Below are 23240 nucleotides of genomic sequence, written 5' to 3' on the forward strand. Positions count from 1 at the left end.
TTACCTGAGGAAGAGGGCGGGCTCAGGGCGTCTGGGCGAGGCGCCGCAGCAGGTCGGCGGTCGAGGCGAGCTGCGCGGTCTCGGCGGGGGAGAGCGTCGTCTCCAGCGCCCGCGTCAGCCAGTCCTCCTTGGCGAGCCGCCCGGTCCTGAACTCCTCGCGAGCGGTCTCGGTGATGCTCAGCAGCGTCTTGCGCCCGTCCTTGGGATCGGGCGCCCCGCTGACGAGGCCGGCTGCTTCCAGCGCCTGCACGATCTTCGCCATCGACTGCGGCCGTACGCCCTCGGCGCGGGCCAGCGCGGTCGCGGTCGCGGCCCCGTCCCGCTCCAGCCTGAGCAGCACGGACGACTGCGACCGCGTGAGGTCCATCCCGTCCGCCTGCTCCCGCAGCCGCCGCACGAGCTGCGCCAGCGCCACCCGCAGCTCCCCGGCGAGCGCCGCGGTGTCCGCGGTCTCCGCGTGCGGGGGTGCCGGCTGCTGTCCGTTCATGCTTCAACGGTAACGCTTATGCAGCCAACTGTACAGCTGGCTGTCTATTTCTCGTACTGCCCCGCCGTGCTGCGGATGTCCTGCTGTCGTACGTCCTTGAGGAGCTCGGCGACCGCGGCGAAGTCGTCGTCCACGTGCAGGACGATGAGGTCGTGATGGACCGCGCCGACGATGGACGGGCAGGCGCGTCCAGGCTGACGGCCTATCACTTTCCGTGGCCGGGCGACAGCCTGGGAGTAGCCAAGGAGGCGTGGGACAAGAACGGCGAAAGGTCCATGATGGGAACCGAGAACGGCGCGGCGGACGACGAGCAGGTCGTACGCCGTTGGCCCAACTCCGCGCGGTCGGTGCCGCGCGCCAGGCGTGAGCTGCTGGACACGCTGGCGGCGTGGAAACTGCCCGAACTGGAGGACGCTGCCGTCCTCGTACTGTCGGAGCTGGTCACCAATGCCGTACGGCACGCGGGCAGTCCGCGGGGGCGCGAGATCGAGACCCGCTTCTGCCGGCTCTCCGACGGCCGCCTGCGGATCGAGGTGCACGACGCGGGCGACCACCGGCCCGTGCTGCGGCGGGCGGCCGACACCGACGAGGGCGGGCGCGGACTGCTGCTGGTCGATTCGGTCACCGCCCACCAGTGGGGCGTCAGCAGCCGCGGCGGCGTGGGGAAGCTGGTGTGGGCGGTGTGCGCGGCTCCGACGTCCTCGTAGCGGGGGTCAGGGTTCGAGCACGATCCAGGTGCGGCCCGGATGCAGCGGCAGCGTACGGCCATTGAGGGTGTACGCCGTCCCGTCGGACGCCGCCGGGCGGTCCCAGGCGGCGGCGTACGAGCGGCCGTCGCGCAGGACCACCGCGGAACCGTGGCCGACGGTCTGGCTGAAGGGGACGAAGCCGGTGCGGCTGTGGAAGTCGGACTCCTTGACGGACACGTGCTGGACTATGACGTTGTCGGCCGTCCAGGGGGTCGTGCGGCCGTCCATGGCGACCTTGTACTGCGAGCCGTTCCAGACGAAGGAGAAGCGGGCGGCGGGCATCCTGGCCGAGGTGGTCGTCCTCGCGGTGCCCCCCGCGGGGGCCGCGGCGGCGAAGCGCAGGCCGATGTCCCCGGCGGTGCCGCCCTTGGCCGCCGCGTTCGCCGGGTGCAGGAACTCGTTGTGCGGCGCGGGGCGGTCGTGGTTGCGGAAGAAGTCCTTCGTACCGGTCACCGCCGTCAGCTCCGTGCTCTTCTTCAGCACCGGCAGCAGCTTGCTCTGGGCACCGGAGAAGGCGAGCGCGGGCTTGTCGTATTCGCTGAGCAGCTGCAGGTCCGTCTGCCGCGCGCTGCGGACCGGGCCGACGGTCGGCGGCAGGTGCTTGCTGTCGAAGACCGCCATCAGGCGGGACAGGCCGCCCTCGACCTCGATGGCGTAGACGATCGCCGCGCTGTTCAGCCCGGTCTGCGGGCGGGCGGCCGGCACATTGTCGACCTTCACGGCCAGCACACGGCCGGCGGCGCCCGGCTCCCCGGTCAGGACCGACCGGGACGCGGCCGTCCGGGTGGGCTTCGGGCCGGCGTCGTCGCCGCCGGGCGTACAGCCCGCGACCAGCGCCAGTGCGACCGCTGTACCCGCCCCAACCGCACGCCATCCGTACATCGCCGCTCCCGGTGTCCGGCCGACCTCACTCCATAGTGCGCCCGGCCGCCGGGTAAGGCCTCCTGTCGGCCGGCCCCGGCGGAATCGGTGGGAACGGCCGAGGGCGTATCGGGCGTCCTCTCGTACGGAGCCCGGGGCTTGGATAGTGTCGGGCGTCACACGCCAGGGGGCCGTGGGCGCGGGGCGCGCGGGTTGTGCGCGACGAGTCCGGTTCGACGGTTCCGCCGACGAACGGGGAGTCTGTTGACCATGCGCGCCGCACCGCTCGCGCTCGCCACCTGTGTGGCCGTCTCAGCCGCGCTGCTGCTGTCCGCCTGCGGCGGCGGCTCGAAGGACGACGGCAAGATCAAGAACGTCGGCACCGCGACGCCGGCCACGACGGCGGCCGCGCCCACCGGCTCCGCGTCCCCGTCCGCGACGGGCGTCCCACGGCCGGCGATCACGTCCTTCCCGGCGGACGCGAAGGACGTCTTCGAGGGCGGCTCCACCGGTGACGCGACGAAGGACGCGATCCTCGCCGACAACCAGCAGTGGGTCATGGCGCTGGACGACGCGATCTTCCAGGGCACCGCCGCGACGAAGGCGCTGGGCTTCTACACCGCGGGCACCGCCAACGACACCGCCACCCGCTACGTCAGCGGCTACCTGTCGAAGAACTACACCTGGACCGGCACGGTCAGGTTCTTCGACCGCAAGGCCACGATCCTGGGCACGGGCCACGCGGCGGTCATCTACTGCTCCGACGAGAGCAAGGCCTTCCTCAAGGACCGCAAGAGCGGGAAAATCGACAACACGCCGACGACGTCCGACAGCTACGTCCTCTACAACACGGACCTGAAGAGGAACGCGCAGGGCGTCTGGCAGACCGACGGGATGCTGCAGAACCGGGGGGCGAAGCAATGCCAGCCATGAGCCGCAGACGGCGGCACGCAGCGGTGGCCGCGGCGGCGGCCCTGGCGCTCGGCACACCCGGCCTCGCCCATGCGGGCGGCCGCGGCGACGTGGACACGAGCGGCGGCGCCGGCGGCGGGAACATCACCGCCACCGCGGGCGTCAAGTACGACACCAGCAAGAACGGCACCTCCTCCGACGGCTCGCCCGCCGGCCCGCTCAAGCCGACCGGCAACTGGTCGCCGCCCCCGTGCTGGTACCAGCCGTACTACACCCCGGCCCAGTTGAAGGCCGCCGACGAGTCGGTGTGGAGCGAGGACTCGCCCGGCTACGACTGGAAGACCCGCCAGGCCGACTACTACGCCAACGGGAAGCCCTACACCGACTTCAACATGGCCAAGACCGGCCAGGGCTACTGGTGGTACGGCTACACCCCGAGGGAGAACTACGGCCTCCCCGGCGCCCTCTCCTGCACCGACGAGCCCTTCTGGGTCGACAAGGGCGACCCCCCGCCGCCGGGCCACGCCAACGCCATCACCCCGCAGGTCCTCGCCGAACTGGCCTACCGCCAGATCCTCATCCCCACCGGCAGGGCCACCACCAACCCGACCACCACCCAGACGGTGAACCTCCCCACCTGGGTCTGGCTCGACCGCACCGTCTTCCACCCGGTCTCGGTGACCGCCTACCTCCCCGACTACAACGTCTCCGCGACGACCACCGCCACCCCGGTGGGCATCCACATCGACCCCGGCACCCCCGACGCCACCGTCTTCCCGTCCTCCGGCGACTGCCCCGACACGGGCACCGCGTACACCCCCGGCGACCGCGGCACCCCGCCCTGCGGCCTCACCTACCTCCGCGCCACCGACGGCGGCTCCTACCCCCTGACCGTCACCGTCACCTGGCACATCAGCTGGACCGGCACCGGCCAGCCCACCCCCGTGGACCTCCCCACCGGCACCTTCCCCCACGAGCAGCCCACCACCGTCCGGGAGATCCAGACCGTCGACCGCTGACAACCGGTCAATCGTCCTCGTGCGGCGGTCCGATGCGCGGAGCCTTGGTAGCGTCACGCGGAAAGAGGCGAAGAGGTACGGATGACGTGACGGTCAACGAGGGGGAGCCGCTGCGCCTCTACCGGAAGGCGCTGCGATACGCCGAGACGGACCCGGAGGTCTTTCTCGGAGCGGCGAGAAGAGCAGCGGAGTCGATCCTTTTGGACATCGCCATGCAGGAGGCCGTCGGCTCCAGACCCACTCTTGAGTCGTTGCTGACCGTGCTGGTGGCCAGGGACCTGGTGCCGCCGAAGGTCGTGCTGGCCGTGCGGACCATCCAGAACTACGGGAATTTCGGCACGCACGCCCAGGCCCCCTCAGGGGAGGAGATTTCCGCCGAGGACGTGCGGCCGTGTCTTACCGCGCTCACCCAGTTATCCGTGTGGCACGGACAGGTCACGGCCTCGCTGGCCGAGAACGAGGCGCGGCAGGGGCTGAGCGCCGCGCACGGCAGCCGCGGCACGACGCGTATCGCGGACTCGACCCTGATCGTCGTCAAAGCGCTGCTGCTCGGCTGCCGGTTCGAGCAGCAGCTCGCCCAGCGCAACCACCGGGTGTCGCACATACAACTGCCCTGGTCGGACAGCCTGGTCGGCGATGTGGCAGAGCGCCTGCTCGACCTCGCCATCTACAACGAGCAGCGGCTGCTGCGGATCCTGGAGTCCGACGAGGCGATCCGGTCCCAGGTAGTGACGGTCGGGCGGGTCGGCTACTCCATGGGAGGGCGCAACTTCTATCTGCTCGCGGCGCGCACGGGCCGCTGGGGCTCGGTGACAGGACCGGAATTCCTGGCGAACCCGGCCGGGGCGCAGATCGCCGTCCCCAAGCAGAGCGACATGTTCCACAACATCCTCACGGCGTTCTCGACCGACGAGGCCGGCCTGCGCGCCAAGGGGGTGACGATCCTCGACGTGCCGCACCACCTCGGCCTTGAGCTCTTCCATCTGAACCGCGACGTCCTGGCGGTCGGCGGGCAGAACCTGCGGATGCACGCCCGCGACGACGACGGCTACTTCGAACTGCTCGACTCGGAGATGCTCCCGCAGAGCGCACGGACGCGGCTGCGCGCGGCGGCGGCCAATGTACTGATCGCCAACGCCGACTGGCTGGCCGAGCTGCGCGTGGGAGCCGCGGAGCTGCACAGGGAGTTGATGCGCTCCTTCCACGACGTGGCCTCCGACGAGGGGCGTTACGAGGACCTGGTACGGGACCTGGTACGCCAGGCGGCCTTTCCGCCCGACAGCGGCACCACCGGCCGGGAGAGACTGGTGCGGCACGTCCTCTTCGAGAGCTACCGGCTGGGGGAACCGTGACACAGACAGGAGCACACCCATGACCAGGTGGCTTGGCGTAGCGCTGCTTCCGCGCGCTGATCATCTGCGGACCGCCATCCGGGTGCAGCACGAGGTGGCCGGCGGGCACATCCTGCACCCCCCGCTGACGGCCGAGGGGAACCTGCCGCACACCACCGTCTTCCAGGGGCCGTTCCTCGATACGCTCACCCCGGAAGCCGAACTGGAGCGGATCAGGGGGGCATTGACCCTGCCCGGGGAGGTCCGGCTGAATTCTCCCGGCATCGTCTACCAGCCCACCGGCTGGGTCTTCCTGTCGCTGGAGCGGTCGCCCCTGCTGGAGAAACTGCAGGACGTCGTGCTGGCCGCGCTGGCGCCGCACCTCGACCGCGAGGCCTTCGCCCCGAAGGACACCTCCCAGTACACCGACGCCGAAAAGGCCGGCTACGCCCGCTACGGCTACCGTTATACCGGCGAGGCTTACACCCCGCACATCACCCTCGGCCATGCCGAGGAGGAGACCGCACGAGCGCTGGTCCGGGCGGCGGGCGAGCGGTCTTCCGTGCCGGGCAGCTGGATCTTCGACCGGCTGAGCTTCTATGTGATGGGTGAGCACGGCGCTCACGCGCGGACGCTGGTGGAAAGGACGCTGAGGAGGCCGTGAAGAGTGATCGTGATCTGCTCGCCGTCGCCGAGGAGGCGATCGACGCCGGGGCGGCCTGGCTCGCGGGAAAGGGGGCGGGGGACGAGTGGGCCGAGACCAGGTTCAAGGAGTCGGGCGAGGAGGTCACGGACGCCGACGTCGAGGTCGAGCGCCTGGTGACGCGCGTCCTGCGCAGCCGTACCCCTGACGTTCCCGTCGTGGGGGAGGAGAGCGCGGACGGTGCGCTGCCTCCCGCCCGGTGCTGGCTGCTCGATCCCATCGACGGCACGATGAACTTCACCAGGCGCGGACCGCTGTACGCCCTGTCCCTGGCCTACGTGGACCGGGGGGAACCGACCGTCGGAGTGGTCTACGCCCCGGCCCTCGGCCGCCGCTGGACGGCGGGGCCGGAAGGGGGAGTCCCGCACGAACCGCAGCGGGCGGGCGACCTCTCCCGCGCGGTGGTCGGAGTCAGCGGCACCGGGAGCCGGCCCGGGGCCGCGACACTGATCCGACTGCTGCTCGACCGGGCGTACCGCACCAGGATGCACGGCGCGATGAGCCTGGACCTGGTCGGCGTCGCCGAAGGATGGCTCGACGCCTGCGTCTGCGTGGGCCCGAAACCGTGGGACGTGGCCGCGGGCGTGGCCCTGGTCCGGCAGCGCGGCCTCACCGTCCTGGGGAGCGGCGGCCGGCCCTTCGGCTGGGACTCCCCGGTGCTGCTCGCGGGGTCCGAGCCGGTCGCCGGGCAACTGGCGGAACTGTGGGGGACGGCGGACGAGCGGCAACGCTGAATCCGGCCTCTGACCGCGGGTGGAGGGGAGCCCCATGGCACGACCGGAACGCGCGTCCGGCTGTGTGATCTACGAGATCCGCCTGGGAGCCGACCCCGCGTGGCGACCGGGACCCGTACCGGTACGGCTCCCGTCGCGCCCCGAATCGGCCGACCGGGACCTGCGACTGACCTATTTCGAGGCGCGGCTGCGCGATGTGCTCTACGGCTCAGCCGCGGCCCCGGTCCGCTGGCACCACACCTACGACCCGCCGGCCCGCCTGGCGGGGGTGGACGTCGAGAGCGTCGAAATCCTGCGGATGCCGATGGCGGGCGGCGATCCGGGCCTCGCCGTCCTGCACGCGGACCTGGGCGCCGACCCGGTCGCGGCCCTGGAGGCACTGTCCCGGCCGTCAGGTCCTGTGCGGGCCGACCTCGGTCGGCTGCTACCGGACGAAGCGCGGCTGCTCCCCGGCGCGGTCCGCGCCCGGACGGTGGCGCACGTGACCTTCACGGACGGTCCCGTACGTGTGATGTCACCGCCGTACAGCGGGTGGAGGGCCGTCGAGCAGTGGTTGTGGCTGCTGGCATCGGCGACATCGGAGGCGCGGTTCGCGCCCGACCCCGAGGACCCCGCCGTCCGTGCCGGCACGGTGTACTTCTCCGCCGACTGGAAAGCCCTCGTCCTGCGGGACGGCACCGCCTTCGTCGGCACGTCACCCGACGCGGGGGGCGACTGCTTCCACGCACTGGCCAAGGCGCACGTGCACAGCATCTACCTGGACGCGCTGCTCGTCGGCTGCATGCAGCTGCACGCGCTCAACGACGTGGCGAACCAGGTCGCCGGCACGGACGCGACGCGGCTCGACGCGGACCGCCTGGCCGAGCTGGAACACCGCCTGATGGACGTCAGGCGGCGGCTGTGGTCCAGCCACATCACCGTGCGCGGCAAGGGGAACGAGGTGCTGCGGCAGTTCCAGGCACAGCACGCGCTGCCGGCCCTCCTGGAGGGCATCGTGGGCGAGCTGGCGGACGCGGGACGTCTCGTGGAGGCGATGACGAACCGCGGGGTGAACGCGGCACTGGGGCTGCTGACCGTCCTCGGCCTGCCGGTCGGGACGGCCTTCGCAGCCGCGGCGCTCTGGGGGGATCCGCACCCCCGCCTGCTGCTGTTCGCCGCGTCGGCAGCAGCAGGCGGATCCGCGGTGATCGTCGCGGCCGTACCCCAGGCCAGGCAGATGCTGCGGACCCTGAGGCGCAGGGGACCCCGCTGACGGTCACCGTCCGGGAGACCCGGACCGTCAACCGCTGACAGCCGGCCGGGGGCTAAGGCTCCTCGGTGCCGGCGGCCTTCTCGGTTGTCGCCGCCAGCAGCAGGGGCCAGCCGTCGAGCTCCAGTGGGCGCTTGTCGTGGGGCTGCCAACCGGCGGACAGCGCCGCGTCGAGCAGTGCGCGGACGGCGCCCGGCTCGTGCAGGTTCAGCGAGCCGCCCCGGACGTAGCCGACGTCCCCGGAGCCCAGGGGGGCGCCGCCCGGGACGTACCGGTCCGGGCCCTCGGCGAAGACGATGCGCAACGAGCCGCCGGTGCCCGCCGGCTGCGGATAAAGCATCAGCGTCTGGCGGCAGTTGACCCCCCCGCCGCTCGGCGACGCGTCATGGCTGTGGCGGTGATTCCACAGGTACGTGCCCCCGTCGGTGACCAGCAGGCGGGGGCTTCTCGGATTGCGGGGCACTCAGTCGACCTCCGCCACCGCCTGGGCGAACTGGGCCGCGTACAGGCGCGCGTAGGCACCGTCGGCGGACAGCAGCTCGCCGTGGGTGCCCTGTTCGACGATCGCGCCGGACTCCATGACCAGGATCACGTCGGCGTCGCGGATCGTGGACAGGCGGTGGGCGATCACGAAGCTCGTCCTGCCGTGGCTCAGCTTGGCCATCGCCCGCTGGATGAGGACCTCGGTGCGGGTGTCGACCGAGCTGGTCGCCTCGTCCAGGACCAGGATGACCGGGTTGGACAGGAAGGCGCGTGCGATGGTGATGAGCTGCTTCTCGCCGGCGCTGACGCCCGTGCCCTCGTCGTCTATGACCGTGTCGTAGCCGTCGGGGAGGGTGCGGATGAAGCGGTCGGCATGCGCCGCCCTGGCGGCCGCCTCGATGTCGGCGCGGGTGGCGTCCTCGGTGCCGTAGCCGATGTTCTCGGCGATCGTGCCGCCGAAGAGCCAGGTGTCCTGGAGGACCATGCCGATCGAGGAGCGCAGCTCCTCGCGGGACATCGCCGCGACATCCGTGCCGTCCAGGGTGATCCGGCCGCCGGAGACCTCGTAGAAGCGCATCAGCAGGTTGACCAGGGTGGTCTTGCCCGCGCCTGTCGGGCCGACGATGGCGACCGTCTGGCCGGGCTGCACCGCGAGCGACAGGCCGTCGATCAGCGGCTGGTCCGGGTCGTAGCGGAAGGACACGTCCTCCAGGGCGACCCGGCCGGTCAGCTCCGCCGGGCGGGCCGGCGCCTTCGGCTCCGCGGACTGCTCCACGGCGTCGAGCAGCTCGAAGACCCGCTCGGCCGAGGCGACACCGGACTGGATCAGGTTCGCCATGCTCGCGACCTGCGTCAGCGGCTGGCTGAACTGCCGCGAATACTGCACGAAGGCCTGGACGTCGCCGATGGACAGCGCGCCCGACGCGACCCGCAGGCCGCCGACCACGGCGACCAGGACGTAGTTCAGGTTGCCGATGAACATCATCATCGGCTGGATCGTGCCGGAGATGAACTGTGCCTTGAAGCCGGTGTCGTAGAGGGCCTCGTTCTCCTGGCGGAAGGTTTCCGCCGACTCCTGCGCGCGGCCGAAGACCTTCACCAGGGAATGGCCGGTGTACATCTCCTCGATGTGCGCGTTCAGCTGGCCCGTGGTCTTCCACTGCTGCACGAACTGCGGCTGCGCCCGCTTGCCGACCCGGGTCGCCACCAGCAGCGTCACCGGCACGGTGACCAGCGCCACCAGGGCGAGCAGCCAGGAGATCCAGAACATCATCGCCAGCACACCGACGATGGTCAGCAGCGAGTTGATCAGCTGGCCCATCGTCTGCTGCATCGTCGTGCCGATGTTGTCGATGTCGTTGGTGGCGCGGCTGAGCACCTCCCCGCGCGGCTGCTGGTCGAAGTACGACAGCGGCAGCCGGGACAGCTTCGCCTCGACGTCCTGGCGCAGCCGGTAGGCCGTCCGGTTGATGACCGTGGTCGCCACCCGCATCTGGACGACGCTGAAGAGCGACGCCACCACGTAGACGCCGAGGGCGAGCAGCAGCACACTGCCGATCGCGCCGAAGTCCATGCCCTTGCCGGGGGTGAAGTCGATGCCCGACAGCATGTCGGCGACCCCGCCCTTTCCGTGCTCCCGCAGCGAGTCGAGCGCCTGGTCCTTGGTGGTGCCCGAGAGCTGCTTGCCGATCACGCCGGCGAAGATCAGGTCGGTGGCGTGGCCGAGGATGCGCGGGCCCGTGACGGCGAGCGCGACGCTCACCGTGCCGACGGCGAGGACGACGTAGAGGAGGAGGCGGTCGGGGCGCATCAGGCCGAGGAGGCGCTTGAGGGAGCCCTTGAAGTCCATCGAGCGCTCGATCGGGCCGCCGCTCATGAAGCGGCCGGGGCCGGCCATGGCGGCGGGGCCGCGGCGGGCGACGGCCATCGGCTTGCCGGCGGCCGCCGGGCCCTTGCTCAGGGGGGCGGCGCCGTTGCCCTTGCCGGAGGCGCCGTTGCTGGAGGCGCCGTTATGGGGGGCGCCGTTGCTGGACGCGCCGCCGTTGCTCGACGCGCCGTTGCCGGAGGCCCCGTCGCTGCCCGGGGTGCCCGAGCCGTTGCCGGACTCGCCGCTCACGCCGCGGCCTCCTGCTCGGTCAGCTGGGACAACACGATCTCCCGGTAGGTCTCGTTCTCGGCCATCAGCTCGTCATGGGTGCCGGTGCCGACGACGCGGCCTTCGTCCAGGACGATGATCCGGTCGGCGTCGCGGATCGTGGACACCCGCTGGGCCACGATCACCACCGTCGCCTGCGCGGTCTCCGCCGCCAGCGCGCCGCGCAGCGCCGCGTCCGTGGCGTAGTCCAGTGCGGAGAAGGAGTCGTCGAAGAGGTAGATCTCCGGCCGCCGCACCAGCAGCCGCGCGATCGCGAGCCGCTGGCGCTGCCCGCCGGACACGTTCGTGCCGCCCTGCGCGATCGGGGCGTCGAGGCCGCCTTCCAGCTTCGCCACGAAGCCCTTGGCCTGCGCCACCTCCAGCGCGTGCCACAGCTCCTCGTCGGTCGCGTCCGGCTTGCCGTAGCGCAGGTTCGTCGCCACCGTCCCGGAGAAGAGATACGGCTTCTGCGGCACCAGGCCCACCGTCTCGGCCAGCAGCGCCGGCTCCAGCTCCGCCACGTCCTCGCCGTCGACGAGCACCCGGCCGCCGGTCGCGTCGTAGAGCCGCGGGATCAGGCCGAGCAGCGTGGACTTGCCGCTGCCGGTGGACCCGATCACCGCGGTGGTCTCGCCGGGCCTGGCGATCAGGTCGACGCCCCGCAGCACCGCGGCCTCGGCGCCGGGGTAGGCGAAGTCGACGTTGAAGAGCTCCAGCTCGCCGTGCCGGCGCAGGGTGGTGATCGGCGCCTTGGGCGGTACGACGCTGGAGGAGGTGCCGAGCACCTCCTCGATGCGCTCGGCGCACACCTCGGCGCGCGGCACCATCATGAACATGAAGGTGGCCATCATCACCGACATCAGGATCTGCATCAGGTAGCTCAGGAAGGCGGTCAGCGCGCCGATCTGCATGCCGCCGCTGTCGATCCGGTGCGCCCCGAACCACAGCACGGCGACGCTGGAGACGTTCACGATCGCCATCACCGTCGGGAACATCAGCGCCAGCAGCTTGCCGCTGGCCAGCGACACCTCGGTGACCTCGTCGTTGGCCTTGGCGAAGCGCTGCTTCTCGTAGTCGTCCTTGACGAAGGCCCTGATCACCCGGATACCGGTGATCTGCTCGCGCAGCACCCGGTTCACGGTGTCGACGCGCTTCTGCATGGTGCGGAAGATCGGGCGCAGCTTGCGGATGATCAGGCTGACCGCGACGCCCAGCACCGGCACCACGCCCAGCAGCAGCGAGGACAGCGGCACGTCCTGGCCGAGAGCCATGATGATGCCGCCGACGCACATGATCGGCGCCGAGACCATCATCGTGAAGGTCATCAGCACCAGCATCTGCACCTGCTGGACGTCGTTGGTGGTGCGGGTGATCAGCGACGGGGCGCCGAACTGCCCGACCTCGCGGGCCGAGAAGCTCTGCACCTGGTCGAAGACGGACTTCCGGATGTCGCGGCCGACCGCCATCGCGGTGCGGGCGCCGTAGTAGACCGCGCCGATCGCGCACACCACCTGCACGACGGTGACGCCGATCATGGTGGCGCCCATGCCCAGGATGTAACCGGAGTCACCCTTGATCACGCCGTTGTCGATGATGTCGGCGTTCAGGGTGGGCAGGAACAGCGCGGCGATGGTCTGGACGAGCTGGAGGACGACAAGCACGCCGATGGGGCGCTTGTACGGTCCCAGATGGGAGCGCAGGAGTCGGATCAGCACACTGACTACCTCATCGGTCGGTGGGTCGCTCGGGGTCGGCTCTCTGGCGGCCCGGTCCGGCTCGGCCACGACCGGCGCGCAACACTATCCTCAGGCATCCCCCGGCCGCACTTGATTAAAGCGAGGCAAAGGCTCCCGGATGGGTGTGTTCGCGCACAGCGATGTACTGCTGGCGCACAGCCGAGCCAACGGCCGTACCGCCGCCGCCGTTCCCGCCCTCCGCACCACCCGCACCACCCTCCGCGGGGGCCTCGTCGTCGGCCGGGTCGAGCAGCAGCGCGCCGGGCTGCGGCCAGTGCGGGGGCTCGCTCTGCGACTGCGAGCCGAGCACCGCGCCCAGCGACCAGGCCGCCTGCCGGGCCGCGCCGATCGCCGCGTACTCCGCCGGGGCCGGTACCACCACCAGGGTGCCGAAGAGCGCGGGCGCCAGCGCCCTCACGGCGGGCAGCTCGGCCGCCGCGCCCAGCAGGAAGACCCGGTGCACCTCCACGCCCTTGTTGCGCAGCACGTCCAGCGCGTCGGCCAGCCCACACAGCATGCCCTCGAAGGCCGCCCGCGCCACGTGCTCCCGCTTCATCGAGTCCCGGCGCAGCCCCGTTAGGGTGCCCGCGGTGTGCGGCAGGTCCGGGGTCCGCTCGCCCTCCAGATACGGCAGCAGCACCAGCCCGTAGGCCCCCGGCGTCGACTGGAGCGCCAGCTCCGAGAGCCCCGCCAGGTCCGTGCCGAGCAGCTCGGCGGTGCCGCGCAGGGTGCGTACGGCATTGCGCACCTGGACCACCGGGAGGTGGCGGCCGGTCGCGTCGGCGAAGGCGGTGACCGTGCCCGTCGGGTCCTTCAGCGCCTCGTGGTGCACCGCGAAGACGGTGCCCGCGGCGCCGAGCGAGACCACCGCGTCACCCGGGCCGAGCCCGAGGCCCAGGGCCGCGGCCATGTTGTCGCCGGTGCCGGCCGAGATCAGCAGGCCCTCGGGCGTCTGGCCCGCGGGCTCCGCGGGCGCCAGCACGTCGGGCAGCGCCACCTGGTGGCCGAGCGCCAGCTCGACCAGGTCCTCGCGGTATTCGCCGGTCGCCGCCGACCAGTAGCCGGTGCCGGACGCGTCGCCGCGGTCGGTGGTGCGCCGGGTCGGCTGGCCGAGCAGCTGCCACACCAGCCAGTCGTGCGGCAGCAGCACCTCGGCGACGCGCTTGGCCGCGGCCGGCTCGCGCTGCGCCAGCCAGCGCAGCTTCGCCACCGGATACGCCGCCTGCGGCTGCGCCCCCACCGCCTCCGCCCAGCCCGCGGCCCCGCCCAGCTCCTCCGTCAGGTCCGCGGCCTGCGCCTGCGCCCGCTTGTCCCCGCGCAGCAGCGCGGGGCGTACGGTCACACCGCCCGCGTCCAGCGCGAGCAGCCCGTGCTGCTGCCCGGAGATCCCGATCGCCTGCACACCTTCGAGCACCCCGCCCTTGGCCGCCTCGCCCAGCGACAGCAGCCATGCCTGCGGGTCGATCTCGGTCGGCTTCCCGCCGTCCGGCACCTGGTGGGGTGCGTACCCCTGCCGCAGGACCTCACCGGTGTCGGAATCGCATACGACGACGGTGGTACCCGCGGTGGAGCTGTCTATACCGGCCACTTTGCCCATACGGGCGATGATGCCGTACCGGGCGCCCCCCGCGCGTCACGGTTCGACGGTCAGGTGTTCGAGGTGCCCCACTCGTCGTCCGGCCCGTGCCCGTTGCGCATCGACCGCACCCGGGCGGCCAGGGCGTCGGGCAGCCGCGGCCCGACCTTCGCCGACACGGTGTCCGCGGCCTTCACCGCCGCGGTCCTGCTCTGCTGCGCGGCGGTCTCGGCGGCATTGCGCACCGCGGGGTTCTTCGCGAAGCGCTGCGCCGCGGCGACCAGCTGGTCGTACCGCTCCCGGCCCGCCCGTGCGCCGACCACGAAGCCGAACGCGGCTCCCACGATGAACGTCAGCTTGTAGCGCATGGCTCCACCCTTTCCTCCGGACTCGTCCGCACCGCGCCTGTGCTCCGCGCCTACCCTGCGCACCCGGACGACAACCCCGGGCAGAACGGTTGGCGAAGCACCCCCCCACTTGCGCTAATGTATGTGTCGCACCAGGAACACGCCTTCCGGGACCATCCCGGCGGGTGCATTCGGTGCACGCAGTGCGATCCCCTGTAGCTCAATTGGCAGAGCAGCCGGCTGTTAACCGGCAGGTTACTGGTTCGAGTCCAGTCGGGGGAGCTGGTCCCCTGTAGCTCAATTGGCAGAGCAGCCGGCTGTTAACCGGCAGGTTACTGGTTCGAGTCCAGTCGGGGGAGCGCCGGATCAGGGCCCCGCAGGGGTCCTTTTTCATACCCGCGGGAACCACCCCCCCGCCCCCGCGAGTCCACCTGATGACGCGTCTGTGACCCACGAGGGCGACAGATCGTATGAGCGGCTATGCTGCGGCAGACGGCGCGCACGCCACGCCGTACGGGGCGGTAGCTCAGCCGGTTAGAGCAGCGGACTCATAATCCGCCGGTCGTGGGTTCGAGTCCCACCCGCCCCACCACGGCCCTCTAGGGCATGGGCGTTGACCTGCGTGTTTGTGCCCGAGGTGGGGCTTGGCGTGAGAAGTGCTGCCTCTCGGCGATGCCACGTGAGCCCGGGTGAGCCCGGAGGTGCACGAGTCTGCCGTCCGGGCAGCCGGCGTCGGTCAGGACGGTCCCCGGATGCAGAGGCGCTCGGACTCGTCGGGCGGTAGCCAGGATCCTGGCGACTCTGCAGGGGCATTCTTCCCATCCACCGCACAGAGCAGGTCAGCTCATGCGCTCCCTGTGCATGCCGCCACAGGGGGCGCCCGGCACGAGTGCCCGACGCCTCCGCAGCGGGTGCCAAAGGGTCAGAGGAGGGTGTTGTAGGTGTTCATGCCGCCGCCGCTGAGGGCGCGGGTGGCGTAGGGGGCGGCGGGGTTGCCGGTGCCGCGGTAGTACCAGAACTTGCCGGCTGAGTCACGGGCGACGAGGTCCTGGTGGCCCTTGCCGGTCATGTCGCCGATGCCGACGAGGCTGGTGTAGCCCTGCCAGCCGCCGCCGATGCGGACGCGGTTCGCGTAGGGGGCGGCGGCTTTGCCGGTGCCGGGGTAGTACCAGAGGACGCCTGCGGTGTCGCGGGCGAGCAGGTCGGGGTGGCCGTCGCTGGTGATGTCTCCGGCGGCGATGAGCTGGTTGTAGAGGTTCCACCCCGCGCAGATGCGGGTGCGGTTGGCGAGTGGCGCGTTGGGGTTGCCGGTGCCGCGGTAGAGCCAGAGGACGCCGGCCGCGTCGCGGGCGACGAGGTCGGGGTGGCCGTCGCCGGTGATGTCGCCGGCTCCGAGGATCTGGTTGTAGATGTTCCAGCCGCCGCCTATGCGGGTGCGGGTGGCGAAGGGTGCCTTGTTGTTGCCGGTGCCGCGGTAGTACCAGAGGACGCCGGAGCTGTCGCGGGCGGCGAGGTCGCCGGTGCCGTTGGCCTTGAGCGGGCCGAGGGCGGTGATCGTGTTGTAGACGCCCCAGCCGCTGCCGACGCGGGTGCGGGGGCTGAAGGTGCCGGGGCGGGAGGCTGCCGCGTCGGCCTGGTGCTGCCAAAGGACCCCTGCGCTGTCGCGGCCGTACAGCGTGGCCCGGTGCGCGGCCGGGACCGTGTCCGTGGTGAAGTGCAGCGGTTGGTCCCATTCCGCGTACGGCGTTCCGTCGTCGGCCAGGGTCTTGAAGACGCCGGTGACCGTGCCCGCGGGCAGCCCCCAGTCGACGGCGACGTGCAGGTATTCCCATGTCCCGGCGTGTGCCTGCTCTCCGACCCACTCGTGGGCGGGGAGGTCGAGGATGAGCGAGCCGTCGGTGGTGGTCGTCCAGTGCCTGGTCGTGTAGGCGCCCGTGTCGGAGGCGTAGTCGATGTGCAGAGCTGCTGCGAGTTGGGCGGGGGTGTACCCGGCGGCACGGATCTGGTCGGCGGGGATGGTCCAGCGGGTGTGTGTGGCGGCCGGTGGGGTCTGCATGTACATCTGCGTGTATATGCTGGCGGTGGCGACGAGGCCGCCGGTGGGAATCGTGACAGTGCTGTTGGCGGTGTCCGGGGGGGCTTGGCCGGGGACGTTCCATCCTGTCGTCGGGTCGGGTCCGCCGATGTTGATCCTGCCGTTGTGGCCGATCGCTGACCTGCCGATGACCGAACCGCTCGCCCCGTCGATGACGGTGCCGTTGACGGTGACGTACGGGGGTGCCGGGTATCCGACGGAGACGTGCAGGTGGATGGTGCCGGTGGCCAGCGGGGCGCCGGGGATGCCGTTGCCGTCGCTGTCGGCGGTGCCGATGTCCACTGTCCCCGTGGCCGCGGTGACCGGCGGGGTGGACCCGGAGTTGCCGGGGGGCATGGTGACCGGCAGGACGGTCCCGGAGTCGTCGGTGATCGTCAGCTGGTCCAGGCTGGCCGCGGTCAGGGAGAGCTTGATGTATGCGTCGTCGGGCGTCGGTGCCGTCATGGTGATGGCGAGGTCACCGGCCGGCCCGTACTCGTCGATGTCGACGTAGCTTATCGACATGATCGACGGGATGGGGGTCGTGGCCTCCGCCGCCTGGGCGGACGCGAGGCCCCACGCGAGGGCGACCGCCGTGGCGATCGTAGTAGGGCGAAGTCGTCTGTATTGCAACGGAGTTCCTGGGTGGTGAGACGTGGGGCGGAGGTGGGAACGCCGACGGCGTTCCCACCTCCGCGTGGATTGGTACTGGTCGCAGTGGCTAGCTGGTCAGGCGGTTCGACGGAGGAGGTAAAGGAGCGCAGAACCTCGCCGGTCGTGGTGTCGACGGTCTGCTCCGGCCGGTCGGGCGGACGGGTTTGGTGCAACCGCCGAGGTGCTCGATCTGCTGCTGTGCGCGGTCGAAGTCGGGCTGGTTGACCAGGTGAAGCAGGTCCCGCACGGCGGGGCTTGCCACCTGGCGCAGGTCCAGGGCGACCATCGATGAGAACTACCACCGCGATTCGGCGCACCATCGAGGACTGCGGCCTGCCGCACTCCTCCAGCGCGATCGTCTCGCCCTATGGCACCACGGCCCACTACGTCCGCCACGGGCACATTATCCGCTGGAAGGGGTACGCCGCCCATCTCGCCGAGACGTGTGCCTACGACAGCGCCAACGTGATCACGGACGTGGCCATCACATCGGCCGCCACCAACGACAGCCAGGCCCTGCCCGGCATCCACACCCGCCTGGCCCGTCGCGGGCTGCTGCCCGACGAGCACCTCGTCGACGGCGGCTACACCTCCCTGGTCCACCTGGACCGAGCCGCCCGCGAACACCAAATCACCGTCGCCGGGCCCCTGCCAGGCAACCCCACCAGCCAGCACCGCCGAGGCGAAGGCTTCGACCGGGACGACTTCCACATCGACTACGACCGCCGCCGGGTCACCTGCCCCCAGAGCCAGGTCAGCGCGGGCTGGCACGGCCCCTACCCGACCCCCTCACCCATCGCCGCACCCCTGATCGTGGCCCGGTTCACCAAGAGCCAGTGTCGCCCCCGCCCAGCCCGAAACACGCTGCACCACCACCGCAGACAGCGTCCGAACCGTGGACTTTCCCCCGCGCGAACTCCGCGACCTCCAAATCCGCGTCCGCACCGAGCAGCAGACACCCGAGTGGAAGACCCGCTACGCGACCCGCTCCGGGGCGGAGGCACCATCAACGAGTTCGCCCATGGATACGGCATGTGCCACTGCCGCTACCGAGAACAGCCCAAGGCCCACCTGCAATATGTCCTCACGGCAATCGCCCCGACGGACGGGCTCACCCTCTGACCTGCACGGGCGGGACCGGGCGGGACTACCCGTCACCCTCCGGCATGGGTGCCGGGTGACTCATAATCCGCCGGTCGTGGGTTCGAGTCCCACCCGCCCCACCACGGCCCTCTAGGGCATGGGCGTTGACCTGTGTGTTTGTGCCCGAGGTGGGGCTTGGCGTGAGAAGTGCTGCCCCTCGGCGATGCCACGTGAGCCCGGAGGTGCACCGACCTGCGGTCCGGGCAGCCTGTGTGTGCCAGGGGCGCTGCCGGATAGCCAAGCTCCCGGAAGCCGATCGACGGTGGGTCGGCCGCCCTGGCCATCGGGTGGAGGGCATAGGGCACCCATCGGAGCACAGCCTGATTCCGGCCTCGGCGGCAGCTCCTTTCCCCTGTCCTGCAGCCGCTCGTCCGGTGCCGGGTGCTCCCCTGCAGGGGGCGTGCAGGCTGATGCCGGTACGTGTGTCGCGAGTCAGGACGTTGCCGGGATCCGCACAGGTCGGCCGGCTGATGCGTGTGCTGCGGATTTCGTTGTGGGGGGGGTGAGAACGCTTCACACGGTGGTGAGCGGGACCTGGACCGTGTGGACCTCGCCGTCGCCGAGGTGGAGCAGGCCGCGGCCGGGCTGGACGGCCTGGCCGATCGAGCTGCGCTGGAGCCGGACTCCGATGAGTTCGGCGTCGGACATGTTCTGCGGGGAGAGGAGAAGGCCGCGGCGGGCCTTCTTGAGGTCGACCTGCCAGCCGTTGAAGCCCGAGCACATGTCGTCCGCGTCGCCGGCGATGACGATGCCGATGTGTTTGCCGGAGGCGTTGCGCACCACGGACTGGAGGACGTCTCCGGCGTCGCAGGTGCGCAGCAGCTCGGCGTCGTCGACCATGATCATGCCGGGGCCGGCGAAGCGGTCCAGGGCGGCCCGCAGGTCTTCGGGGTCGATGTCGTCGTGGCCGAAGAACCCGACGACGCCTTCGGCATGTTCGAGGCGCCGCAGGGGTGACTGGCGTCGGGGTGCCGCGACGACGACCTGGGTACCGGACCATAGGAGAGATCGGGTCATGGTCAGCAGGGCTGTGCTGCGGCCGGAGCGTGGCGGTCCGGCGATGACGAAGCCGGGTGTGCCCTGGGTGAGGTCGGGGCCGAGGGCGGTGAGCTGGTCGCCGCCGACCGCGGCCATCGACCACAGTCGCCCGCCGCCGGGCATTGCCGCGATCTCCTGGCTGTCGCGCAGCTCCCACGCCTCCTCGTACGTGATGCGGCCCGGCAGGACGTCCACGCGGAAGGGTCGGCGTGAGCGCGGCACCGCGGCGTCCCGTTCCTTCGCGGCCTGGCCGATGGCCTGGAGCGCCGCAGCCTGGGCCTGGCCGCGGCGGTCCTCGGCGAGGAGGGCCACGTGGGTTTCCACCGGGCGGCCCTGGGCGCGGAAGGCGCGGCCCGGTGGGATTTCGGCCGGTGCCTTGCGGGGGTTGAGTCCGATCAGGGACAGGTCGGAGGGGTCACTGAGCTGCAGTGCCATCTTGTTCTCGGTGAGGGTGGAGATCCGGCCGATCAGCAGCGACCGGTCGCCGGAGATGACAAGGTGCAGGCCGGCGGAGGCGCCCTCGCGCATCAGCTGGAAGATCGTGTCCTGCAGGGTGCCGTTGTCGAGATCTCCGAGGGAGGGGACGAATCCCTCCCAGCGGTCGAGGAGCAGGACGATGTGCGGCAGGCGCTGGTCCGCCGGTACCGCGGCGCGCTGCTCCCTGATATCGGTGAAGCCGCTCTCCCCGAGCAGGGCCATACGCCGCTGCAACTCGGCCGAGAGCTTCCCGAGCAGCCGTACCGCGCGGTCCGCCTCGCCCGAGCGGACGACCGCCCCGCAGTGCGGCAGGGAGTTCAGGGCCAGCAGGGCGCCGTTGCCGCAGTCAAGGGCGTAAAGGTGCACGTCTGCGCAGGAGTTCGTACGGGTCAGCGATCCGGCGATGGTGCGCAGCGTCTGCGACCTGCCGCTCTGCGGGGCGCCGGCGATCATCAGGTGGCCGAAGGAGGCGAGGTCGACGGCGACGGTACGGCGGGCCTGTTCGGCGGGCAGGTCGTCCACCGCGTACGGGGCGGGCACGAGGCCGTCCGGGGACGGGGCGGTGAGGGCGTCGAGTCCGTCGATTTCGTCGAGGAGCAGGCGTTCGGGCAGGGCAGGCAGCCAGGGGCTGTGCTGAGGCGGGATGGCGAGCTGGGTTCCTGCTTGCTGGACGGCCTCGACGAGGACTGCGAGGTCGGTGAGGAGGTCGTCGTCGTTCGCGCCGGCCCGTCTGGGCGGTTCGGGGACCGGGCGGCCGATGCCGTCCCAGCCGACCACTGCCGCGAACGGCGCGGGCGCCTCGGCTGCGACCTGCCCCGGCCGCCGGCCGCCGACGCGGCCGGACTGGAAGGGCAGCAACGACGCGGCCCCGAGCCGTACGAAGGCCCGGCCGGGCGTGGACTTGGCGATGTACCCGGCGTCGGGCGCGTCGATCACGTCGGTGGACTCCGTCGCGTCCGTCACGCGCAGCGCGATGCGCAGGTTGGTGTTGGCGCGGATCTCGGGGGAGACGACGCCGGACGGGCGCTGGGTGGCAAGGAGCAGGTGGATGCCGAGGGACCGGCCGCGCTGGGCGACGTTCACCAGGCCGGTGACGAAGTCCGGCAGTTCGCGGGCCAGGGAGGCGAACTCGTCGATGACGATGAGGAGCCGGGGGACGGGCGCGAGCGCGGGGTTGGTGCGCATCGCGACGACGTAGTCCTCCAGGTCCTTGGTGCCTGCGGCGGCCAGGATGTGCTCGCGGCGCCGCAGTTCGGCGCCCAGGGACTCCAGGGCCCGTTCGACCAGGTGGGTGTCGAGGTCGGTGACCATGCCGACGGTGTGCGGGAGTTTCACGCAGTCCTTGAAGGCCGCGCCGCCCTTGTAGTCGACCAGGACGAAGGTCATCGCGTCCGGGCGGTTGGCGACGGCGAGCGAGGCCACGACGGTCTGGAGCAGTTCGGACTTGCCGGAGCCGGTGGTGCCGGCGACCAGCCCGTGCGGGCCGTCCCGTACGAGATCGACGGCGAAGGGGCCGTCGAAGGAGGCGCCCACGACGGCGGTCGTCGAACGGCCCCCGGCGGCCCAGCGGGCCGACACGGCGGCGGCCGTCGGCGGCTCCAGGCCGATCACGTCCAGCAGCCGGCAGGCGTCCGGCAGCGCCGCGCCCTCGTCCCCGCTGACGTCACGGATCGGGGCCAGGGCTCGTGCGACCTGGTCGGCCCACTCCGGGGTCACGCAGTCGGGCCGTACCGACAGCGCCGGCTCGGCGCCGGCCGTCGAGACCTGCAGCAGGCCACTGAAGTCCTCCTCGACCAGGGCGCGGCACTCCTCCGGGAGCAGCCGCCGGTCCGCGTCCAGGCAGATGAGATGGATGCCCACGCGGGGCCCGTTCCGCAGCACTTGGGTCAGCCCCGGCAGCGCGCGCAGCCGCCGCGATCCGTCGAGTACGACAAGGACGGTCGGCCCGGTCCAGGTCTGGTTGGGGGCTGTGCCCGCCTCGCTTGCCGCCTCCTGCCGGGCGGTGACCTGGGAGAGGAGTTCGCTGATCCGCCGGGCCACGGTGTCGGCGTCCGTACCGACCAGGGCGAGCGCCGACTGCCCTTCACGGGCGCGGGCGTGCGGCAGCCACCGCACCCACTCCCAACTCGCCTGACCGGTGGGGTCGGTCAGCACGCAGATCCGCAGATCGTCCGGCGAGTGCAGTGCGGCGGCCTGGGCCACCAGCCAGCGCCCGACCGCCCGCGGCAGGTCACCTCGGCCGGCGATGCCCAGCACACCGTGCTGCCGCAGCGGCACGGTCACCGGTACGTCGGCGAGCCCGCGGGTCTCGCCTCGCTTGTGCTCCTCCTGGCCGGGGTCGCCGACCTCCACCTCGGAGGGGACCGTGCCGGTGCCGACCCGCAGCAGCCCGTAGTCCGGGTCTGAAAGGCGACGCTCCCACAGCCGCTGGCCGGGGCCCGTTGCCGTGCCCCACACCTCAGCCGGGTCGGGGGCGCCCGCGCGGCGCGCGGCGGTCTCGGCCGCCATGGCCTTGCGGGCCTGGCGCTCGATCGACGCCTTGCGCTGCTCGTACTCGGCGAGCATCTGGCGGTAGGTCTTCTTGCCGTGCTTCTTGTCGTTGAGGTAGTTGCCGATCATGGAGATCGGGCTGAGTACGGCCATGAACAGGTACGTGGGCTGCTTCATCACCATGGCCATCGCCACCGCGCCGACCAGCGGGACGACCGCCATCAGCCACGGGAGCGGCCGGCTCTCCGACTGGCGTGGTGCGGCCGGCAGTTGGAACCTGGTGGTGCGGGGCGGGGGAGTGATGCGGGGCGGCCGGTTGTAGTCCAGGCCGGTGCCGTCCTCGGACGGCTTGAGCGCGGCGTCGGGGAAGCGGGGCGGGTTCAGCTCGAAGAGCGTGTGCCCGGCCGCGATGACGCTGCGCGGCTGCCACGGCTTCTCGGCGGTCAGGGGTTGACCGTCCATGGTCGCGGAAGCGCCGTACGCCGGACGTACGGTGACGGTGCCGTCGACGGTGACGTCCACCTCGAAGGCGGTGGGCGGTAAGGCGGCGTCGCCCACCGTGATCCACGCGTCGGGGCTGCTCCCGACGACGGCGACCCCGGGCCCGAGCCGCCACACCCCGCCGGCACCGGGCCCCCCGACGACCCGCACCTCGACGAGGCCCTGGGCCTCGGGGCTCGCCGCCCCGGGCCCGCCGAGACTGACGACGGCGCCGTCGCGGAGGGGGGAGGTATCCAGGCTCAACGCGTGGTCAACGGCGAATCCGTTGACGTGAAGGGTCGGCGCCCCCTGCGCGTCCGCCGGCCGCCCGAGTAAGCGCCCGACCTCGGACGCCAGCGCGCCCGTGAACCCTTCCAGGCCGGTGGTGACCGCGAAGTCCGCACAACAGTCGCGGATCGGGTCGGTCACACTGAATCGGAGTTCCACCGGTTGCCCCCCTGGCCCGTCGGTATTGTGCTGCTGGTGACGCTGACGCCCTCGTCGTCCTGGACGCGCGATACGCCGTACCCGCCCGACGATTCTGCGTCGGGGAAGCGGGGCCG

General features: G+C 71.5%; 17 protein-coding genes and 3 tRNA genes. 11 read left to right on the top strand and 9 right to left on the bottom strand.

Going from position 1 to position 23240, the window contains the following annotated elements:
• Positions 1 to 22: 22 nt before the first annotated feature.
• Positions 23 to 487 (bottom strand): MarR family winged helix-turn-helix transcriptional regulator, encoded by a 465-nt coding sequence (locus OG900_28375; protein WUH93642.1) that lies wholly within the window; start codon positions 485 to 487, stop codon positions 23 to 25.
• 134 nt (positions 488 to 621) lie between these two features.
• Between OG900_28375 and OG900_28380 the strand changes: the two genes are divergently transcribed.
• Positions 622 to 1194: an ATP-binding protein gene (locus OG900_28380; GenBank protein ID WUH93643.1), complete on the top strand. Its 573-nt coding sequence runs from the start codon at positions 622 to 624 to the stop codon at positions 1192 to 1194.
• A gap of 6 nt (positions 1195 to 1200) precedes the next feature.
• Here the strand turns inward: OG900_28380 and OG900_28385 are convergent, their stop codons facing one another.
• Entirely contained in the window at positions 1201 to 2118 is a 918-nt protein-coding gene (locus tag OG900_28385) for a DUF3048 domain-containing protein (GenBank protein ID WUH93644.1), read from the bottom strand.
• Positions 2119 to 2367: 249 nt separating this feature from the next.
• Between OG900_28385 and OG900_28390 the strand changes: the two genes are divergently transcribed.
• The 6 genes from OG900_28390 to OG900_28415 all read left to right on the top strand — a co-directional run bounded on the left by OG900_28390 (position 2368) and on the right by OG900_28415 (position 8048).
• A complete protein-coding gene (locus OG900_28390; protein WUH93645.1) occupies positions 2368 to 3030 on the top strand; it encodes a hypothetical protein in 663 nt (220 codons plus the stop codon).
• Positions 3027 to 4028, top strand: coding sequence for a hypothetical protein (locus OG900_28395; GenBank protein ID WUH93646.1), 1002 nt, complete (start codon positions 3027 to 3029; stop codon positions 4026 to 4028). Before OG900_28390 ends, OG900_28395 begins: the two co-directional genes overlap by 4 nt.
• An 86-nt stretch (positions 4029 to 4114) precedes the next feature.
• Complete coding sequence (locus tag OG900_28400) at positions 4115 to 5380, top strand: hypothetical protein (protein ID WUH93647.1); 1266 nt, start codon at positions 4115 to 4117, stop codon at positions 5378 to 5380.
• A 19-nt stretch (positions 5381 to 5399) separates the two neighbouring features.
• Positions 5400 to 6023: a 2'-5' RNA ligase family protein gene (locus tag OG900_28405; GenBank protein ID WUH93648.1), complete on the top strand. Its 624-nt coding sequence runs from the start codon at positions 5400 to 5402 to the stop codon at positions 6021 to 6023.
• Positions 6020 to 6796 carry an inositol monophosphatase family protein gene (locus tag OG900_28410; GenBank protein WUH93649.1) on the top strand — a complete coding sequence of 259 codons (777 nt, stop codon included), beginning with the start codon at positions 6020 to 6022 and terminating at the stop codon, positions 6794 to 6796. The genes OG900_28405 and OG900_28410 overlap by 4 nt, the downstream gene beginning before the upstream one ends.
• Positions 6797 to 6830: 34 nt before the next feature.
• Positions 6831 to 8048: a hypothetical protein gene (locus OG900_28415; GenBank protein ID WUH93650.1), complete on the top strand. Its 1218-nt coding sequence runs from the start codon at positions 6831 to 6833 to the stop codon at positions 8046 to 8048.
• Positions 8049 to 8100: 52 nt separating this feature from the next.
• Here OG900_28415 and OG900_28420 read toward each other — a convergent pair whose 3' ends face one another.
• From OG900_28420 to OG900_28440, 5 genes are all read right to left on the bottom strand, one after another.
• Positions 8101 to 8508 carry a hypothetical protein gene (locus OG900_28420; protein WUH93651.1) on the bottom strand — a complete coding sequence of 136 codons (408 nt, stop codon included), beginning with the start codon at positions 8506 to 8508 and terminating at the stop codon, positions 8101 to 8103.
• The gene (locus OG900_28425) at positions 8509 to 10425 is read right to left on the bottom strand and encodes an ABC transporter ATP-binding protein/permease (protein ID WUH95964.1); all 1917 of its coding nucleotides are present in this window, start codon (positions 10423 to 10425) and stop codon (positions 8509 to 8511) included. It abuts the gene before it with no gap.
• A gap of 215 nt (positions 10426 to 10640) precedes the next feature.
• Positions 10641 to 12377 carry an ABC transporter ATP-binding protein/permease gene (locus OG900_28430; protein WUH93652.1) on the bottom strand — a complete coding sequence of 579 codons (1737 nt, stop codon included), beginning with the start codon at positions 12375 to 12377 and terminating at the stop codon, positions 10641 to 10643.
• A gap of 115 nt (positions 12378 to 12492) precedes the next feature.
• Complete coding sequence (locus OG900_28435; protein WUH93653.1) at positions 12493 to 13995, bottom strand: FGGY family carbohydrate kinase; 1503 nt, start codon at positions 13993 to 13995, stop codon at positions 12493 to 12495.
• Between the two features lie 50 nt (positions 13996 to 14045).
• On the bottom strand, positions 14046 to 14342 hold the full coding sequence (locus tag OG900_28440; protein WUH93654.1) for a YtxH domain-containing protein: 297 nt from the start codon (positions 14340 to 14342) through the stop codon (positions 14046 to 14048).
• A 188-nt stretch (positions 14343 to 14530) separates the two neighbouring features.
• Here OG900_28440 and OG900_28445 point away from each other — a divergent pair.
• The 3 genes from OG900_28445 (at position 14531) to OG900_28455 (ending at position 14913) form a co-directional block, all read left to right on the top strand.
• Positions 14531 to 14603: transfer RNA gene (locus tag OG900_28445), tRNA-Asn, on the top strand.
• Positions 14604 to 14607: 4 nt separating this feature from the next.
• Positions 14608 to 14680, top strand: a tRNA-Asn gene (locus OG900_28450).
• A 156-nt stretch (positions 14681 to 14836) separates the two neighbouring features.
• Positions 14837 to 14913, top strand: a tRNA-Ile gene (locus OG900_28455).
• A gap of 330 nt (positions 14914 to 15243) precedes the next feature.
• On the opposite strand, the gene OG900_28460 is transcribed toward OG900_28455, so the two are convergent.
• Positions 15244 to 16920, bottom strand: a complete 1677-nt coding sequence (locus OG900_28460) for a VCBS repeat-containing protein (GenBank protein WUH93655.1) — start codon at positions 16918 to 16920, stop codon at positions 15244 to 15246.
• A gap of 417 nt (positions 16921 to 17337) precedes the next feature.
• Here OG900_28460 and OG900_28465 point away from each other — a divergent pair, with 417 nt between their 5' ends.
• On the top strand, positions 17338 to 18171 hold the full coding sequence (locus OG900_28465; GenBank protein ID WUH93656.1) for a hypothetical protein: 834 nt from the start codon (positions 17338 to 17340) through the stop codon (positions 18169 to 18171).
• A gap of 534 nt (positions 18172 to 18705) precedes the next feature.
• On the opposite strand, the gene OG900_28470 is transcribed toward OG900_28465, so the two are convergent.
• Entirely contained in the window at positions 18706 to 23124 is a 4419-nt protein-coding gene (locus OG900_28470; protein ID WUH93657.1) for an FtsK/SpoIIIE domain-containing protein, read from the bottom strand.
• Between the last annotated feature and the right edge of the window lie 116 nt (positions 23125 to 23240).

Origin of the sequence: Streptomyces sp. NBC_00433 (assembly GCA_036015235.1) — a bacterium.
GTDB lineage: Bacteria > Actinomycetota > Actinomycetes > Streptomycetales > Streptomycetaceae > Actinacidiphila.

Coding starts and splice junctions, on each gene's coding strand:
- OG900_28390 (WUH93645.1), top strand. CDS start 2,368: ATGCGCGCCGCACCGCTCGCGCTCGCCACCTGTGTGGCCGTCTCAGCC.
- OG900_28460 (WUH93655.1), bottom strand. CDS start 16,920: ATGTCGATAAGCTACGTCGACATCGACGAGTACGGGCCGGCCGGTGAC.
- OG900_28405 (WUH93648.1), top strand. CDS start 5,400: ATGACCAGGTGGCTTGGCGTAGCGCTGCTTCCGCGCGCTGATCATCTG.
- OG900_28385 (WUH93644.1), bottom strand. CDS start 2,118: ATGTACGGATGGCGTGCGGTTGGGGCGGGTACAGCGGTCGCACTGGCG.
- OG900_28425 (WUH95964.1), bottom strand. CDS start 10,425: ATGGCCGGCCCCGGCCGCTTCATGAGCGGCGGCCCGATCGAGCGCTCG.
- OG900_28395 (WUH93646.1), top strand. CDS start 3,027: ATGAGCCGCAGACGGCGGCACGCAGCGGTGGCCGCGGCGGCGGCCCTG.
- OG900_28375 (WUH93642.1), bottom strand. CDS start 487: ATGAACGGACAGCAGCCGGCACCCCCGCACGCGGAGACCGCGGACACC.
- OG900_28440 (WUH93654.1), bottom strand. CDS start 14,342: ATGCGCTACAAGCTGACGTTCATCGTGGGAGCCGCGTTCGGCTTCGTG.
- OG900_28465 (WUH93656.1), top strand. CDS start 17,338: ATGAGAACTACCACCGCGATTCGGCGCACCATCGAGGACTGCGGCCTG.
- OG900_28415 (WUH93650.1), top strand. CDS start 6,831: ATGGCACGACCGGAACGCGCGTCCGGCTGTGTGATCTACGAGATCCGC.
- OG900_28435 (WUH93653.1), bottom strand. CDS start 13,995: ATGGGCAAAGTGGCCGGTATAGACAGCTCCACCGCGGGTACCACCGTC.